The organism is bacterium Scap17, from assembly GCA_013376735.1.
GTDB lineage: Bacteria > Pseudomonadota > Gammaproteobacteria > Pseudomonadales > Halomonadaceae > Cobetia.
In genome coordinates, this window is the sequence record VINJ01000001.1 from 1,206,420 (window position 1) to 1,222,435 (window position 16,016).

Below are 16,016 nucleotides of genomic sequence, written 5' to 3' on the forward strand. Positions count from 1 at the left end.
TTTGCCTGCAGGTGTCATCGATGCCTGCAGGCCAGCAAATTCGGAGTCTATTGATGAGCACTTCCGCTATCGACACTACTGCCAGCCGCCGTCTTGACCGTCGTTTCGCTGCTGTGCGCGCCGAGAATCGTGCCGCGCTGGTGACCTACATCACTGCGGGCGATCCCGGCTACGATGCCAGCCTCGCGACCTTCCTCGGCATGGCGGACGCCGGCGCCGATGTCATCGAGCTGGGCATGCCGTTCACGGACCCGATGGCCGATGGCCTGGCCATTCAGCATGCTACCCAGCGTGCCCTGAAGGCCGGTCAGACCATGGACCGCACCCTGGCGATGGTCAGCGAGTTCCGCAAGCGCGATCAGGACACCCCCATCGTGCTGATGGGCTACTACAACCCGATCTATCGTCGTGGCGTGAGCCGTTTTCTCGAGCAGGCGAGCGAGGCCGGTGTCGACGGCCTGATCGTCGTCGATCTGCCGCCGGAGCACGATGACGAGCTGTGCGTCCCGGCCAGCGAAGCGGGCATCAGCTTCATTCGCCTCGCCACACCGACCACCGACAGCGAGCGCCTGCCGGGTGTGCTGGCCAACACCTCGGGCTTCCTCTACTACGTCTCCAGCAATGGCGTGACCGGCGGCGCGGCACCGACTGCCGAGAAGGTCGAGGCCGAGGTCGGTCGTATTCGTGAGCATACCGATATTCCGGTCGCGGTCGGCTTCGGTATCCGTACCGCGGAACAGGCAGCACGTATCGGGCGCTTCGCTGATGGCGTGGTGGTCGGTTCCGCCCTGATTGACCTGCAGGCCAATGCCGAGACGCCGGAGCAGGGCACTCAGGCAGTGCATGCCCTGACCCGTGAATTGGCAGACGCCCTGAAGACCGCGCGTCAGTGATCATTGGCTAGCGGCCAGCATGCCCCTCGCAGGGGCGATAGTTAGATAGATAGACAGCAACGCCTCGAACCCTGTTCGGGGCGTTGCTGTTTGTAGGGCACGCGCTATCGGAACGACGCGGCGTGTCACGTCCATCGCCTCGTTCTTACTCCCACTCTTGCTTTCATTCTTGTGAAGCGCGCGCTGGCAGGATCTCGGCCAACCAGTGTGCTATCCGCCCACGTACCTGCTCACTGTCGTGCCATTGCAGCAGCAGGTGGGGGGGCCTCGGGCAGGTAATGTATCTCGAGCGTATCGCGTGAGGCGCTCGGCCAGTCGTTGACCAGCCGCTCGATGGCCACACGGGGCACGGTGTCATCACGATCACCGTGAAGCAGCAAGGTGGGTGGCAGCCGTGTGTCAGCAGAAAGCGCCGCGATGTCATCGCTGGCGTGATCCGTGAAACGTATCAGACCGTAATAGGCATCAAGGCGCACGGAATGCACGACGCGGGAATCCTCGGCCAATCGCCTGGCGGCCACGGGCTGAAGTTCTCCTTCGGGGTACCTGCGTGGCACCTCCACGCTGGCCGCGGGGATCAGGTGCGCCGCTGTCCAGAGCCCTGCGTTGTAAAGATAGCGCCAGCGGATGCCACCGCGGACGCCCGGGGCAGCGAGCAGGCTGCCATCGATCGACAGCGCCGGGTGGTGGGCGAGGGCATTGAGTATCACCGAGCCGCCCATGCTTTCGCCTGCCACGATCAAGGGGAGGTTCGGATGGCGCTGGCGAAGTACCGTGATGGCGTCCATCAGGTCCTCGACCAGCAACGGGGACTCCGGCCATCGCCCTTGCTGGCAGGACTCCCCGAAACCGCGTTGATCATAGGCGTAGGTCACGATGCCTTGCCCGGCCAGCCACGGACCCAGATCGGCATATGCCCGCCGGAAGTCGCCGTAGCTGTGCAGGCCAAGCAGCATGGCGCGTTGAGGGGTTGCCTGCGCAGGTTGCCAGGACTCCCATGCCAGCGATGTGGCGTCGCGGGTCACGAGATGGGATGAGGTGGAGGATTCCTCAAGGTAAGGAGCCTGGTGGATGTCATTGGCCGCAAGGTAGTGCGGGCCGCATCCCGATAGCAGTATGCAGAGTGTGACTGACACTAAGGGCAGCAGAGCGTTCAAGGAGTGGCTCTCCATGGCGAATGGCGTGATGTGTGTACTACGCCCGAGGCTTCCGTGTGGATCATGCTGTCAGGTATCTGAAGTCTGAGCTGTCAGTGTTGTGGGAGTGAACGCGCTCGATTCAAAGGCCTGAGTGGCGCTCGAGAGCCGGATGAAGATCGACGCCAGTGCCGATCGAATGACGCTGGACTCATATTCATCGCATCGCAGTGGGTTACTATCACTGAGACATAGGCCGCTTCATGAGGCTGTCTCAGTCAGTCAAGGAGCATGACACCGAAATCAGGCGTCGAGCATGCCATCAGGTTATTGATCCGGTGCCTCAAGCATGTAGCTGATGACAGGAGCGTGATGCAGGCGGCGCAGCAATTGCCGGGTTTATCTCGCCACTTCAATGGCTTATACTTCCGCTCGCTACGCCCCCTTAGCTCAGCTGGATAGAGCGGCCCCCTCCTAAGGGGCAGGTCGCAGGTTCGACTCCTGCAGGGGGCGCCAAGTCCCTCTTTTTACCTGCTTTACCCTCCTCTTATATTCTCGTAACTCCTTGTTTTACCTTTATTGGGTCCGTAATACTGTATATTTATACATGTATTCACCCTAGAAGCCTGTGTATGGTGTGGTGTATGGTGAGGTTCCACCATACATGGGCACCATACATGAAGCGTGATGCTATCAAGCGGCGACCGCTTGCAGACACCGTGTTGTCTACCCTCGAGCCAGAAGCGCGTGAGTATCGTGAGGCCTATGGCCTGGACCGTCTCTACTTCGTCGTGTCGCCATCTGGCCGCAAGCGCTGGGAGGTTCGCTACAAACACCCGATCACGCAAAAGTGGTCGTTCATGGGAGTAGGGGGTTACCCGGACACCAAGGCCAAGAAAGCGCGAGCTCAAGCTATCCAGATTGCCGAGCTGGTAGCCGACGGCATTGATCCCCGGGAGCACCTTAGAGGGGGCGGTGGTGTCCGTACCTTTGGGGTTGTCGCAGAGCAGTGGTACGAGCACAAGCAGATACAGGGGAGATCGGCCAAGACGCTGACCAAGATGAGGCATTGGCTCGATAATGATGCGTTGCCTGCACTGGGAGATAAGGCAGTTGCTGAGGTGTCCCGAGCTGACTGTGTGCGCGTTCAGAAAGGCATTGAGGCCCGCAAGGCTTTCAATATTGCTGAGAAGTCTCGGGCTTTTCTGCGCCGGATATTCGACTTCGCCATTGCTCACGGCTATTGCGAGAACAACCCGGCTTCGAACCTGCTGGACGTTGCGGCGCCGGCACCTGTCTCCAAGCCTCGTCCTCATCTACTGGAAGAAGATCTACCAGACTTTCTGCGTGCGCTGCGTATGACAACCAGCCGCCGGTCTACTCGCTTGGCTGCTTGGATGGTTGTGTGGACGGCATCGCGGCCAGGCATGGTGCGATGGATGGAATGGAGTGAGATCAAGGGCAAGTCGTGGCACATCCCCGCGGAGAAGATGAAGATGCGCCGCGATCATGTCGTGCCACTATGTCGTCAAGCACTACAAGCGCTTGAAGAGATGCGTCCTCTTTCCGGACGATCGAAGTATGTATTCACTGGGGAGGGGGCAAAGCTACCTGTCCTGTCGGATGCTGCGATCAATCGCTGCTTCTCGAATGCAGGGTATAAGGAGAGGATGACGGGGCATGGAGCCCGCCACACGGCCAAGACGCTGCTGAGTGAGCATGGGTGGCCGTTACAGTGGACGGAGATGCAGCTTGCGCACAAGCCGATCGGGTTGGAGGGGGTGTACAACCAGGCGTCGTACCTTGAGCAGAGGCGGAAGATGATGCAGTGGTATGCCGACTACCTTGAGGCATTGGAAGTCGGCATGACCAAAGCCAAGCGGGACAAGTTCAAGCGTCGTCAGCGGGACGTAACTGCATAGCCCATTGGCTCATCCATGCTTCAACCTCATGCTCGTACCAGTAGTTGGTTGATGCCCGGCCATTACCATCTTTGATGGGGCGAGGGAAGTTAGGGTCTTTTACCAGCAGCTTCTCGAGTGATGAGCGGCTGCGGCCTATCTTCTCGCAGACTTCTCGGGTGCGGAGGAAGCGCAGCGGCTGGTGAGTGGCTGTGTCTGTCATGGTCATCTCCTGTTTACTTGTCTTGATAACGCTTCGAACTTGAGGCTAGGGCTAGCTGCACTTGCGTAGTGTTATGCTGGGCCATAAGATTTAGGCTTGAGAAATTTGGCTTGAGAAATTTGGCTTGAAGGCGTCATCGACATCTTTGGTATAAAGAGGTCATGCAAAGGTATTGTTCGGGTTATCGATGCTAGCAATCTTTATCTGTTTGACAGATACTATAAGATAGCTAGTAACGCCTCTTTGCAAAAATGCTTAGTGCCAGTATGGCTTCGGTCTGGCCGATATAAAATTATGGATGTATTATTGCATGTCTATTGTTCATGCAGTGGATATTTTCGGACCGCTTTATTTTCATAAGTTCCGATAGAATAAGGGCGCAGGGTAATGTCAAAAACTATTTTAAGAAAAATTAATATAGAGAAATTTCGTGGCTTGAAAGACATAGAGGTAGAGTTTGGAGAGAGAATCACCGTAATCTGCGGTAAGAATGGTACTTCAAAATCAACCATTTTAGGTATAGCTGCGCAAATATTTAGCTATGACAAAGATTATTCAAAGAAAGATCTCGTAACTATCTCGGCGAAAACTTTGCATGGTGGTGATTTTAAATCTTTGCCTTCAGATCACTTTAGACTTTCAAAACGATTTGATGATGTTTCGGGCTCAAAGATTCATATTGATCTTCATGATGGTTATTTTAATAAAACACCGGAAAAGTTGCAGCTTAGTTTTACTAAATCATCCGATAGGCCATATCCAAGGCCAGTTGTTAGAAATAATATCGAATCATCGACTGGCAATACATCTAGGAATGTAACTCATCCTGTAATATATCTTAGCTTATCAAGGCTGTTGCCAATAAGCCAAAGAAAAAGCTATACAACCGTAGACATAGAATATTTGAATGCTAACGCTGAGCGTTTCTCTCAACTTAGTAATCGTATTCTTAGTAAAAATGGCAGTAATTCTGTAACTGCGACACGAGGAGATATCAATTCTGCTGTGGCGCACGGAGAAAGTTATGATCACGACTCAGTGTCCTCTGGCGAGGATAATGTTGGGCAAATTGTCTCAGCACTGATGTCATTTGAAAAGCTAAAAGCCGAGTCTCCAGAATATCATGGTGGTTTGTTAATAATAGATGAAGCTGATGCCGGGTTATTTCCTGCTGCGCAGTCAGATTTTATCAACCTGCTGGCTAGTATTTCGAATAAATTAAATTTACAAGTTGTGATATCTTCACACTCACCTATTATGATAAAAGGTGTATATTCATTAGGGCAGTCTTCTAAAGATAATAAGTATAAAGTGGTTTATCTGACAGATACATTTGGTGATATTGTTGTCAGACAGGATGTGAGTTGGCTGGATATTATAACTGATTTAAAGATTGAAACAGTAAATCATACTAAAGAGCTTGCCTATCCAAAAATCAATGTGTATTTTGAGGATGGGGAGGCATATGATTTCTTCTATAAGTTAGTCAGGTCACGAAAGCTGTTGAAGTTTTTTAATTTAATTAAAGATGTTACCTTGGGTTGCGACCAATATATGTCGCTTATCAAAGCAGGAGTTAAAGAATTTTCGGAAAATAGTATCTTAGTATTCGATGCTGATGTGACTATTGATAAAAAATATAAAAACTGCGTCAAACTACCTGGTTCTGTGCCTCCAGATCAGCTTGTATTCGAGTTCTTGGCCAAAAAGCCTGCAAGTGATACGAAATTTTGGGATAACAAATATAATTATACCAAAGCAGTGTTTATGCGTGATAATCGTTCTTTGCGTGAATCGCTGGGTATAGCTGATGCAGACATGAGTATAGATACCGACTTTGCGGAATTAGTTGATAGCCGAAATAAGGCGAAGGAATTTAAAGAAACGCCGAGAGTGATGTTTAAAAAATTTTACAAGAGTGAGCACATTCAGGGTTTGATTAAAGGCCCTCAGGAATATAATCCATTCCACCTTTGGGCCTTAGATAACTCTGAAGAGGTTGAAAATTTTAATAAAGCTTTTATTGAGGCTGCCAAATGTGTATATAGTAATTCGTACAATATAGAGCCAGATTTTTTATAGCAAACGAATATCACCTCTTTAGGTATATTTTGGGAATTTTCTTAAGATTCCCGGAGAAGCATACCTCTTTTCCTTTCGGTCTTGAGGTATGTGTTGAATAAGAAAAACTAAACTCTTGTGTCTTTTCTCCAGAGTAGAGGTTTACTATTTCAGGGCAGTTGTCGTACGTAGTGATCCAAGGGCAGTTGAGATGCTTAACCACATCTGCAACATGCCTATGATCGTCAGGGTTATAGTAATTTTTATAAAGTTGGCTCCCTTTGTTGTAATATGGTGGGTCTATATATATTAGTGTTTTTTTGTCGAATATTTTCCCGTTATTAGCCATTAGTTTGATGCCATCTTCACATCTAATAGTTATCCGGTCGGACAGGGATTGTATCCTGCGAACTCTTTTTATTAGGCTATTTTTGTTAAATCTTGCGTCGAGCTTATATTTCCCTTCTTGAGCTATGCCGCCAATCACGCCGCCCTTTATAATTCCTGATCGATTGGTTCTGTTCTGATAAAATGCTGCAAAACCAAGCTTTGTAATGTCGTCAGTGTTATTGTTTTGCACTATTGCGCGCTGCTTGTACCATTCGTCGATAGTGAGTTCAGCATTTTCTATCATGTCAATGAAGCGGTCGCCGTCATTCACTAACGCCCACCATATACTATGTACTATAGGGTCGCTATCATTAATTGTAATCTGTTCTACTTTTTCTTGTGTTAATAAGTATATTGCTGAGCCTGCGCCCCCAGCATATGGTTCTATAAAATGACAGTTACGTAGCTCATTGATTTCAATAAGTTTTGAAAACCATTCTCCTAGACGCCCTTTTCCTCCTGGGTATCTCAATGGTGTGGCAAAAGACAGCATTATTAACTCCACTTCTCAAGCAAACACTATAAGTTTTACTAGTTTATGCATGTAAACTGATGTTGGTCATTTGAACTAACTGAAATTTTATCCGCTTGACTACCCTATTATATAGCTTGTGGGGCAGTGAGTAACGCCGTTTTTTCTCACTAACATTTTCTGATCACTATGTCTATGGCTTGGCTTGGAAAGCTAGTCATGAATTGTCCGGAAGAAAAGGGAGCTTTCTGACGGCATTAGTCACCTTGATACCGGCCCGAGCTGTAGCCTAGGGCCTGCTCTTCTTGCGCGGCGGCATGATTGGCCACCGCGTCTTGCACACCGGGCATCTGCATCATCAATGCGTACTTGCGGCGCCAGTGATCTCGTCGATGGCTGATCATCACGATCAGGTCTTCCAGGGGCAGCGCCTCACCATCGTCAGCGGCGTACCCAGTGCCGTGGCAGTGAGCACAGGGCGAACGATGGAAGACGCCTTGGAATGTGCCGCTGCCACCACATTGCGGGCATGGCCCATGCGCTGGCGGCTCCCACGATGCTTGCGATACCTGACGCATAGGCCCCTCACGCTCAAGCGGCTTGCTGTAGCGCCTTGATGATGTGACTGACCGGGGTAGGGCATACCGCGTTGCCGAGCAGGTGCACGGCGAGGCGATGGTTGTCCGGCAGCTGGTAGGTATCGGGGAAGCTCATGGCCGACCGGCACTCCCAACGACTGAGCATGCGCATGCGGTCGCCATCGACGATGGCCCAGCGATCGCGCGTGGTGATGGTGCCGATGGGACGATCCAGCGATCTTCCCGTCTTGGTGTTGCCGTAGTAGCTGATCAGGAAGCGGTCACCGTGGGTGGCACGGCCCGCGCGCACTCGCTCCAGGGTGGCGGCGGCTCGCCCAAGCTTCTCGATGGGCTGCCAGCGGCCCGCCTCGAAGTCGATGAAGTTGGCGGCCGGCAGGTGATCGAGTGTCGGCAGGTTCAGCTTGAGCGGCTGGGCGGACTGGGTGAGTACCAGGAACATGCGGATGCGGTTCTGTGGGGCGCCGAGATCCGCGGCGTCCACTACATGCGGGCTGACGGCATAGCCCAGTGCATGCATGGCCAGCACCCAGGGGCGGTAGAGCTGCCAATCGAGGAACTCGGGTACGTTCTCCACGAGGATGGCTGGCGGCCGGTGATACTCGGCAGCTGATACCACTGCCCAGGCAGTCGCGCGGCTGGCATCGTGCTGAGGGTTACCGCTGGCCTTGCCTCTCGCCTTGCTGTGACCCTGACAGCAAGGTGACGCCAGCATCAGGTCATGCGCGGGCACTTGGCTCCAATCCGCCTGATGCAAGTCCTGGCAGATGTGTGCTGCGTTCGGATGGTTGCGGCTGTGCCACTCGACAGCATCCGGCCAGTGGTTGGCAGCCCATGCCACGTTGCAGCCGGCCATGCTGGCACCGGTGCTGAATCCACCTGCACCGGCGAAGAGGTCGATGATGTTCATGGCTTCACCTTCCGATGGCCTGCGTCGTAGAGCGCGCCCAACAGATACTCTTCCGACAGTGCCCCGTGCAGCTCGCGCTTATGAGCGTCAGCCGCGGCCTTGGTTATCTGTTTCATGTCCTCAATCGCCGTCTCGCGCTCGCTGCGGATGGGACGTAAGCAATCAGCCCCGTACGCATCCAGAGACATCACCCCGTTACCGCAATCAACGATGAATGCCGCCACCATGCCGGCAGACTGCTTGAAAAGCGCTATCACCTCACACTTGCGCCATTCCTCGCAGTAGTTGGCTTCGCACACACACCACTGGCGGCAGAAAAGAGGGACCATTCCAATCGCCTGGATCGACTTCATCTGCTGAGGCTGGCCGCTCGAGATGTTGGACGTGTGCCAGCAACGCCTCTTCCCATTGTTCCCGGGTAATGACGATGCGGCGCTCATGGGCGCCGATCCATGCGTAGTGCCATTCGTTGTTGGTCGGTCCCTTGATCCAGCCCTCGAGATCGCCGTGGCCGTTGTCGGTCGGCAGGCTGCATTCCGTTTCGGGTCGCGGCCACGGGTGGGGGAGGTGTATCAGGCTTGCCATCAGTTGATCTCGGGTCATATCAGTCATCCTTGGTGAGCAGTGTGTCGAGCCAGCCACCTGCGAGTAGGTAAAAGAAAGCCGCCAGGCAAGTGGCGGCAATGAGTAGGGGGTTAATCATGGCGATGCCTGTTTGAGTAAGGCGTAATCCCCCAGTCGTTTGGCAGTTGCCAACAGGCCGGCGGGCGTGCGTCTCAAGGTGCTGATGATCTCTTCTTGACCGGGTGAAGGCACTGGCTTGCGAGACCTGGTGGCTGGCTCAAGCAGTAGTATCGGGTCATGACGGCCCAAGCGCGTCATGCGGGACATGAGTGTCCCTTCCCCGATACCGAGCCGCTCGGCGTGTTCGGCCATCGTCGCGGTGATGCCATCGACGGTGGCCCGAGATCGAAGAAAGAGCGTCATGCTGTCCTCCTTGAGTGATTGAACGCACAGGTCAGCCCCCAGAAGAGACTGGCGTGTGAGCACAAAAAGGCCCACCGGTTGGGGTGGGCAAGGTGCGCCGAGAGACACGATGAAAAGGGTGGTGCCAAAAGGCCCCGTCATGGACGTGACGGGGTAGCACAGGCACTGCAGGGAAAGAGCATCGGGAAGCCGTCGCGCTGTGTGATGGCTTGCCAGTGCACTCTCTAGTGGGCTCTGCCATTGGCAAAGCCCCATACCATTCCCAGTATTTCGACAGCCCTGGGCAGCGTACTCCCAGCGGCCTCTCGCGTGTCTAGCGCTACGGGCGGGCTGGGCATGCCTGATTGTTAAAGAGCAGCCGCATTGCCCGGCGGTTCGGGACTCATCAGGCGATACCGGCAGTGCCGATGCCCTCTGATAAGCGCTGTCTCTCCAGCTGTCACACCACTTGCCCAGGTGTCGGGGGTAAGGCCGCTAGCGCAAGGGAGGAACCGGCGCCTTACCTGCGGGTGGTTATGCTCGCAATCCCACTGGCACCACCTGCTGGCCGTGGGGCGAGGCTTGATCAGCGACTGGCGAGCTGCTGACCATGCGTAATCTGAGGGGAGCAGAGACTGGCGGCATTGCCATGGAAGTCCGGCCAGCCGCGGCGCTGTGATTCGGCGAAACCGGCCTTGGCGTCTTCCTGCCACATGGCGGTCATCTCGCAGTATTCGGCTTCGCTGGCGGTCAGCTGGCGCGGGCCATCGGTCTGCTGGGTGAGGCTGGCGAGCGTGACCAGACCGCCGACGATGACGGCGAGGGTGATGGCTGAACGATGCTTGCGGGCTGTGTCGGTCATGGGCTATTCCAATCCACTCAGTGACGATGGCGGTGTGCCGTGTCGATGTGGAACAAATATGTACTAATGGTTCAGTATTGGTCAAGTACCAATAGTACATTTTTGGATTGCGGGTACAAAAAACCGCTCCGGGGAGCGGCCTGATGATCGAGAGGTGATTTAGCCAATAGGCAGAAACGAGAGCGGGGAAGGGAGGGTGACACCAGTGTCAGGGGGAGAGCGACACCAGCGTCGTACCTAGAACCTACCTATTAGAATCACTCTCTGGTTATGCGCGTGCGCGAGAGGATTTCGTTAGGCAAACACTTCCCACCAGAAGACACGACCGATGATTTTCGGGGCGTCGGGGTCCCCTAGGGTGTAGACCTCTTCCGGATACTCGATGTGGTTATCGCTGACCACACGCATACGGTTCAAGGGCAGGCGATAGAGTCGCTTCACGCGCAGCATCCCCCCGTGATCCAGTGCGTAGATCTTGCCGTCGATGATGTGACGGCAACTCTTGTCGATACCGATGGGGGAGCCGTCGAAAATGGCTGGCTCCATTGAATCGCCCGTGACAGTGGCGCAGGCGGCCTGCTTGGGATCTACACCTGCACGGGCCAGGCGTGGCAGGCTGAAGCGCATATACGCTCCGTGATTTTCGATCACCTGTGTACGGCCATCTCCCGCGGCCATCTCCACTTCCCGGAAGTAGGGAATTTCAACTTCATCCTCTCGGAGTGGAACGTCTCCATCCACAAACTCGGCCTCATGGAAAATCAGCTCATTCTTGCTGTTTTCTCTCATTGGCCCGGTTCCGAACCTCAGCCATTCCGCACGCACGTTTAGCCCCTTGGCGATCAGCACCAGCTTGGACTGTCCTGGCATTGACTCAGCATTGAGCCATTTGCTGGCGGCCTTAGGGGTGACGCCTGTGAGATTTTTTAGATGCACGCCTTGGCCGCGATCAGGGATGCCCTGCTCGGCAAGCGCTTTCTTTAGGCGGGAGGCAAACTCATCCCGTTCAGACAGTGTATGAACCATGGGTCCAATGATGATTGGACTTGCTTTGACTTTCAGTACATGTCTATTATGTACTTTTGGTACATATTCAAAGGCAAACAAATGAACTCCTTGCGCGAACTGGTCGAGCAGGCAGGAGGTGTGGGGGCGGTTTCCAAGGCTTGCGGCGTTTCAATCCGTGCCGTCTACAAGTGGATCGAGAGGGGGTGCCTGCCAAGAACGGAATATACCGGCGAAACCAGTCATGCAGAGGCCATCGCGGGACTTTCACCTTCTGTGGTTGAGGCTTCGGAAATCCGGAATCGCTTCATGCCCAACAAGCATACCGCCTGACAGCCACAGAATAGCCGGCCGCCCATATCGGCTTAAACGGAACGAACACGGAGAGATTCACCATGGACAGCCATACAGCCCCTGAACGTGACATGGATACCTATCTGGATGCAGTACATGACGTGGTTTTCGAGTGCTGCCCAAAGGTGCTGGCAAGCGATATCGGCATGTCGGTGAAGTCGCTTTACCGCCGGGTGGCAGAGGACGACCCCATGCCGATGCGTCTGGTCGATGTGGTGGGGATCTTCTGGAACGTGGACCGCGAGCACCAGATGCGTTTGATCACCCCATTCCTCGATCACCTGGGCATGGTGGCGGTGCCGCGTTATGCGCAGGGCGAGGTGAGCCGTGGTGACGTGTTCGCATCTGTACTGAAAGCACAGCAGGGCCAGGGGGCGATGGCGGCGCTGATTCAGGCGGCGATTGCGGATGGCGAGATAGATGACAAAGAGGCTGCACAACTGGAAGCACAGCATAAGGCCATCGAGCAGCAGATGAGCACTCTGATGGGCCAGCTGCAGGCGATGCGCAAGCCGCTGAAAGTGGTTGGCAAGTAACGAAGCGCTAGATGCAAAGAAGTCCCCGCCGGCGACCAAACCATGACGGGGCACCTCAACTACGCCAAGGAAGTATGGCATGACGATCAAGACGAGTGAAGCCAAGGGCTTGTTGTTGAGTTATCGCGGTTGGAGCTGCGAGGAACTCAAGCAGGAAACCTATCGACTGGCGGTGGCCATCGAGAAACGTGAGCGGGTGGGTGGCGTAATCGACTTGCGCATGAGCATGCAACACCACCTGGCTGTGGTGGCCCTGCTGGAGTGTGGCAAGGGGCAGGGCGAGACGGCCAAGGAAGATGCTCGCCGCACGTTGTCGATCGATCACCACATGAGCGAGGCAGGGCGTTCCGAGCGTCTTTCGCTGGGTATGGCCGCCAAGGGCGATGAGGTATCGGCATGAGTATCACGGCACGAATATCCCTACGGCTTCCGGCTGAGCTTCTCCTGAAGAATGTGAAGCATGTAACCGCAATGCCCGTCGCCCCAATGCGCGATCAGCTTGAGCTCGTCGGCGTTCTCATCGATGAAGTCATTAAAAAGCTTAACCGCTCGACGTTCGCGCTCAATTTCATCCTGCTGCGCCGCTTCGTGCTTCGCGTTATCCATGTCCCGCTCCATCGTTTCTCGCGTGTTGTGATCGCCTTAGCTTACACCCGATCACAAACGAGTCGTCAATGCACGATGTGGAGATATCGCTGATGCAGTACCTCGTTACTATCAACCAAGTCAAGGCCGTCGAGTGGGGACTCAATGCTCAGCAGGCGGTGCTGTTTGCGTTTCTGCATCAGGTGCCGACTTGGGCAGATGCGCGTCAGATCGATGGCCACACCTACTTCAACATCGGCAAGGGGAAGATCTGCGAAGAGCTTCCGCTGCTGACTGATAAGCACGACACCGCCTACCGACTCATGAAGCAGCTGGCCAAGCTCGACCTGATCGTGATGACCAGTTGCGACAACCGGACGTACATGCGCCTAACCGAGAAGGGTGTGACCTGGAACCGCTCGGCAGGGTCGGAAAAATCTTCGATCCGTCCCTCGGCGCCTGATTCTCAAGGGTCGGAAAAAAATCCGACCTCGGATAAATCTCCGAGCGGGGTCGGAAAAATATCCGTGCCAGGGTCGGAAAAATCTCCGACGAATCAGGGTACCAATGATTCTAACCCCTCTCTCTCTTGCGCGGGCGAGCCGAGCATCTTTGAGCGAGCGGCCCAGCAGGCTGACAACGGCCAGCCGCAAGTGACTGCCGGGGCCCGTCAGGTGCTGATGACATTGGACTGGCAGCCGAATGCCACTTACTGGCAGGCAGAGACACTACGCCGTGGCGACCCGAGCCTGACATGGGATCAGGGCGAGCTGGCGGACTTCACCGCGCACTTTGCGGATCAGCCGGGCCGGACGTACTCGCATCATGCTTGGTGCGCGAAGTTCGTGCGCTGGGTGAGTGATAACCGCAAGCGAGAGGCGGCCCGTCAGGCCCGCATGAGTCAGAACGCCAACACTTCATCGAACAACACTGCACGCAACGCTGGAGGCACCCATGGAAGCCGTCGCTCAACTGGTCCAATCCGTAACTCGAAACTCTCAGCCGCTGAAGGGCGTGCACTCATTGAGCAGCGCCGCCGTGAACAAGCCGAAGGCCAGCCGCCGTCCGGCGACATCATCGATGGCGAGTGGCTGTGATGACCTGCCACGGGTGAGCCAGAAGGCGGTGGATGCATTGTTCGATCGCTTGGCCCAGCTGCATGGCGCCCATTGGCACCGCCGCTGCCGTGAGATGGGCTGGGGCACTGAGGAGAACGGCCAGTGGGTGAGCTGTGACGTGGAAGGCGAGTGGCTGGCGGCCCTGAGCCACCTGAGCGGCCAGCACCTGCGCTGTGGTTTGCAGGCCGAGAAGGCCCGCACTGCCAAGTCACTCCAACAGCGTGGCAACGCCTTCCCGCCGGACAGCGCCATGCAGTTCGCCGAGCTATGCCAGATGACGCCCGAGGGGCTGGGCCTGCCGGACTTCGATACCGCCTGGCAGGCATTGCAGGACCACGCCTTCACCGGCAAGCCGTACCCGCATGAGGCCATCGCCGCCGCAGGCAAGCACATGGACCTGCACGGCATGGCCTCGGCCACCTATCAGCGCATGGACAAGCACGAGCGCGCTTTCCGTGTGTACTACCAGCAGGTGGTGGAGCGCTTTGCCCGCGGCGAAGACCTCAAGCCGCAAGCGGCGATTGGTCATGACGGCCAACTGTCACCGGCGGAACTTGCCGTCATGGCGGGGGAAGACAAAGCACGCCAAGCAGCGGGAGATCTGGCAGGCATCACACCGACTCAAGCACTGAAGATTATGCGGGGAGGGTTAGCAAATGGGTAATCATGAGCATCATGAATTCATAACCACGGGCGGTGCCAATGTTGGCAGAACTCCACGGCCACGACGTGCGACGCTGGACAATCCCGCAAGTCAGCTGGGCCGTACCTATCTGGCGCTCAGTGAATCGCGCTCATGGCTGATGCTGCATGAGCTGGCCGCCGAAATCCTTGCCCGCTTCGATCGGCTGGATAGTGAAGCCGCCATCAGCGCCCGCCTGCGAGATCTGCGTCGTCATCATGGGGTAAGAGTGGAGAGTCGCCGCCGTGGGGAGAGTGCGGCCCATGAGTATCGCTTGCTGCATCTTGCTCGGGGCAAGTCTCAGCCAGACATGCTGGAGGCTCTGCAGTGAGCTATCGCCCCGCTGGCAGCTACAGGCGGCCGAATCGTTCAGCCCTGCGCCGCTGCTTTGCTTGTCGTAGGCGAGTAGCAGTCAGTCAGATGGCGGCCTGCCTGGGCACGTGCAAGCGCTGCATTGCTTTGGGTAGGCCACACTACAACGCCAAGGGTGTTCGGATAAGGGGAGCAGGGTGATGGCAAGCATAGAGGGCAAGTATGCCCAGATGGCCGAGATGCTGTTGGCTGCTGAGGGGTTCTTGTTATTTCTCGATCACGCCAAACGGCATCGCTACAAGCTTGATGAGAACACCATTCCGGATGGGACTCATCAATATGAGGATGGCGTGGATTTCCTCTGCAAAGCGTGTGGTGTTTCGTCCCTGGCCGAGATGGACAAGAGCAAGCGATCTGGCCAGATGCTGCCACGAATCATCGCCAACTTCCGACGTTGGCAGTCGGCGCAAAGGAGACCTGAATGAGCTGGGCAGCACATCCTTCCGCCAAGGTGGCGGCCCGCAAGTCGGCGCCACGCATCGACCGTGAAGGGTTGGAGCAGAAGGTGCTGATTCGCTGGCTGTACGCTCAGCAGCAGAATGGTATGCAGGTGGGGCAGCTATTGCACGGTGTGACCTTCCACGTCCCCAATGGTGGCCAGCGCAACAAGAAGACGGCAGCAGACCTGAAGATGCAGGGCGTGCGGGCTGGGGTGAGCGATCTGGTGGTGGCCACGGCCCGCGGTGGGTATCACGGGCTCTACATCGAGTTCAAAGCAGCCCCGCCACATGATGCCGCCCTGGCGAAGTCTCAGCGTGAGTGGCTGGAGAAGATGGAGGGCAATGGCTATCTGGCAGTGCTGGCCAAGGGCGTGGATGAGGCCAAGGCGGTGCTGGTGGCCTATGCGAGCTGGCCCGAGACGGTGGTGGCCGGTGAGCCGGAGGTGATGCCGCATGGCAGTGAGTGGCGCAAGGCAACGGCATAGTGCTCACGTAGCAACCCGGAGCAGGAGGG

Annotated in this window: 21 protein-coding genes and 1 tRNA gene; 12 read left to right on the forward strand and 10 right to left on the reverse strand. The window is 55.7% G+C overall.

Features of this window, described 5'->3' with window-relative positions; translation table 11 throughout:
* The first annotated feature begins 53 nt into the window (after nt 1–53).
* Nucleotides 54–893, forward strand: a complete 840-nt coding sequence (locus FLM52_05190; protein ID NVN55193.1) for a tryptophan synthase subunit alpha — start codon at nt 54–56, stop codon at nt 891–893.
* Nucleotides 894–1,123: 230 nt separating this feature from the next.
* Here FLM52_05190 and FLM52_05195 read toward each other — a convergent pair whose 3' ends face one another.
* On the reverse strand, nt 1,124–2,065 hold the full coding sequence (locus FLM52_05195; protein ID NVN55194.1) for a lysophospholipase: 942 nt from the start codon (nt 2,063–2,065) through the stop codon (nt 1,124–1,126).
* 403 nt (nt 2,066–2,468) lie between these two features.
* Here FLM52_05195 and FLM52_05200 point away from each other — a divergent pair.
* Nucleotides 2,469–2,545 (forward strand) — tRNA-Arg (locus tag FLM52_05200).
* A 161-nt stretch (nt 2,546–2,706) separates the two neighbouring features.
* Nucleotides 2,707–3,951 carry a tyrosine-type recombinase/integrase gene (locus FLM52_05205; GenBank protein NVN55195.1) on the forward strand — a complete coding sequence of 415 codons (1,245 nt, stop codon included), beginning with the start codon at nt 2,707–2,709 and terminating at the stop codon, nt 3,949–3,951.
* On the opposite strand, the gene FLM52_05210 is transcribed toward FLM52_05205, so the two are convergent.
* Nucleotides 3,920–4,153, reverse strand: a complete 234-nt coding sequence (locus FLM52_05210) for an AlpA family phage regulatory protein (GenBank protein NVN55196.1) — start codon at nt 4,151–4,153, stop codon at nt 3,920–3,922. The genes FLM52_05205 and FLM52_05210 overlap by 32 nt on opposite strands.
* Before the next feature lie 387 nt (nt 4,154–4,540).
* Between FLM52_05210 and FLM52_05215 the strand changes: the two genes are divergently transcribed.
* The gene (locus tag FLM52_05215; GenBank protein ID NVN55197.1) at nt 4,541–6,235 is read left to right on the forward strand and encodes an ATP-binding protein; all 1,695 of its coding nucleotides are present in this window, start codon (nt 4,541–4,543) and stop codon (nt 6,233–6,235) included.
* 10 nt (nt 6,236–6,245) lie between these two features.
* On the opposite strand, the gene FLM52_05220 is transcribed toward FLM52_05215, so the two are convergent.
* The 7 genes from FLM52_05220 to FLM52_05250 all read right to left on the reverse strand — a co-directional run bounded on the left by FLM52_05220 (nt 6,246) and on the right by FLM52_05250 (nt 11,517).
* A complete protein-coding gene (locus tag FLM52_05220) occupies nt 6,246–7,097 on the reverse strand; it encodes a DNA adenine methylase (GenBank protein NVN55198.1) in 852 nt (283 codons plus the stop codon).
* A gap of 236 nt (nt 7,098–7,333) precedes the next feature.
* The gene (locus FLM52_05225; protein ID NVN55199.1) at nt 7,334–7,654 is read right to left on the reverse strand and encodes a hypothetical protein; all 321 of its coding nucleotides are present in this window, start codon (nt 7,652–7,654) and stop codon (nt 7,334–7,336) included.
* A 13-nt stretch (nt 7,655–7,667) separates the two neighbouring features.
* Nucleotides 7,668–8,582, reverse strand: coding sequence for a DNA cytosine methyltransferase (locus FLM52_05230; GenBank protein NVN55200.1), 915 nt, complete (start codon nt 8,580–8,582; stop codon nt 7,668–7,670).
* Nucleotides 8,579–9,022, reverse strand: a complete 444-nt coding sequence (locus FLM52_05235; protein ID NVN55201.1) for a hypothetical protein — start codon at nt 9,020–9,022, stop codon at nt 8,579–8,581. The genes FLM52_05230 and FLM52_05235 overlap by 4 nt, the downstream gene beginning before the upstream one ends.
* A gap of 259 nt (nt 9,023–9,281) precedes the next feature.
* On the reverse strand, nt 9,282–9,569 hold the full coding sequence (locus FLM52_05240; protein ID NVN55202.1) for a hypothetical protein: 288 nt from the start codon (nt 9,567–9,569) through the stop codon (nt 9,282–9,284).
* A gap of 565 nt (nt 9,570–10,134) precedes the next feature.
* Nucleotides 10,135–10,410 (reverse strand): hypothetical protein, encoded by a 276-nt coding sequence (locus FLM52_05245; GenBank protein ID NVN55203.1) that lies wholly within the window; start codon nt 10,408–10,410, stop codon nt 10,135–10,137.
* 294 nt (nt 10,411–10,704) lie between these two features.
* Nucleotides 10,705–11,517, reverse strand: coding sequence for a helix-turn-helix transcriptional regulator (locus tag FLM52_05250; GenBank protein NVN55204.1), 813 nt, complete (start codon nt 11,515–11,517; stop codon nt 10,705–10,707).
* Here FLM52_05250 and FLM52_05255 point away from each other — a divergent pair, their 5' ends adjacent.
* The 3 genes from FLM52_05255 (at nt 11,518) to FLM52_05265 (ending at nt 12,705) form a co-directional block, all read left to right on the forward strand.
* Nucleotides 11,518–11,748 (forward strand): helix-turn-helix domain-containing protein, encoded by a 231-nt coding sequence (locus tag FLM52_05255; protein NVN55205.1) that lies wholly within the window; start codon nt 11,518–11,520, stop codon nt 11,746–11,748. It begins immediately after the preceding gene.
* 92 nt (nt 11,749–11,840) lie between these two features.
* Nucleotides 11,841–12,305 (forward strand): tellurite resistance TerB family protein, encoded by a 465-nt coding sequence (locus tag FLM52_05260; GenBank protein ID NVN55206.1) that lies wholly within the window; start codon nt 11,841–11,843, stop codon nt 12,303–12,305.
* Between the two features lie 79 nt (nt 12,306–12,384).
* A complete protein-coding gene (locus FLM52_05265) occupies nt 12,385–12,705 on the forward strand; it encodes a hypothetical protein (GenBank protein ID NVN55207.1) in 321 nt (106 codons plus the stop codon).
* A 20-nt stretch (nt 12,706–12,725) separates the two neighbouring features.
* On the opposite strand, the gene FLM52_05270 is transcribed toward FLM52_05265, so the two are convergent.
* A complete protein-coding gene (locus tag FLM52_05270; GenBank protein ID NVN55208.1) occupies nt 12,726–12,911 on the reverse strand; it encodes a hypothetical protein in 186 nt (61 codons plus the stop codon).
* Between the two features lie 68 nt (nt 12,912–12,979).
* On the opposite strand from FLM52_05270, the gene FLM52_05275 reads away from it, so the two are divergent.
* The 5 genes from FLM52_05275 to FLM52_05295 all read left to right on the forward strand — a co-directional run bounded on the left by FLM52_05275 (nt 12,980) and on the right by FLM52_05295 (nt 15,987).
* Nucleotides 12,980–13,987: a hypothetical protein gene (locus FLM52_05275; GenBank protein ID NVN55209.1), complete on the forward strand. Its 1,008-nt coding sequence runs from the start codon at nt 12,980–12,982 to the stop codon at nt 13,985–13,987.
* Nucleotides 13,929–14,672 carry a hypothetical protein gene (locus FLM52_05280; protein NVN55210.1) on the forward strand — a complete coding sequence of 248 codons (744 nt, stop codon included), beginning with the start codon at nt 13,929–13,931 and terminating at the stop codon, nt 14,670–14,672. Before FLM52_05275 ends, FLM52_05280 begins: the two co-directional genes overlap by 59 nt.
* A complete protein-coding gene (locus FLM52_05285; protein NVN55211.1) occupies nt 14,665–15,021 on the forward strand; it encodes a hypothetical protein in 357 nt (118 codons plus the stop codon). The genes FLM52_05280 and FLM52_05285 overlap by 8 nt, the downstream gene beginning before the upstream one ends.
* Nucleotides 15,022–15,202: 181 nt before the next feature.
* Nucleotides 15,203–15,487, forward strand: a complete 285-nt coding sequence (locus tag FLM52_05290) for a hypothetical protein (protein NVN55212.1) — start codon at nt 15,203–15,205, stop codon at nt 15,485–15,487.
* Nucleotides 15,484–15,987, forward strand: a complete 504-nt coding sequence (locus FLM52_05295; GenBank protein NVN55213.1) for a VRR-NUC domain-containing protein — start codon at nt 15,484–15,486, stop codon at nt 15,985–15,987. Before FLM52_05290 ends, FLM52_05295 begins: the two co-directional genes overlap by 4 nt.
* The last annotated feature ends 29 nt before the right edge of the window (nt 15,988–16,016 follow it).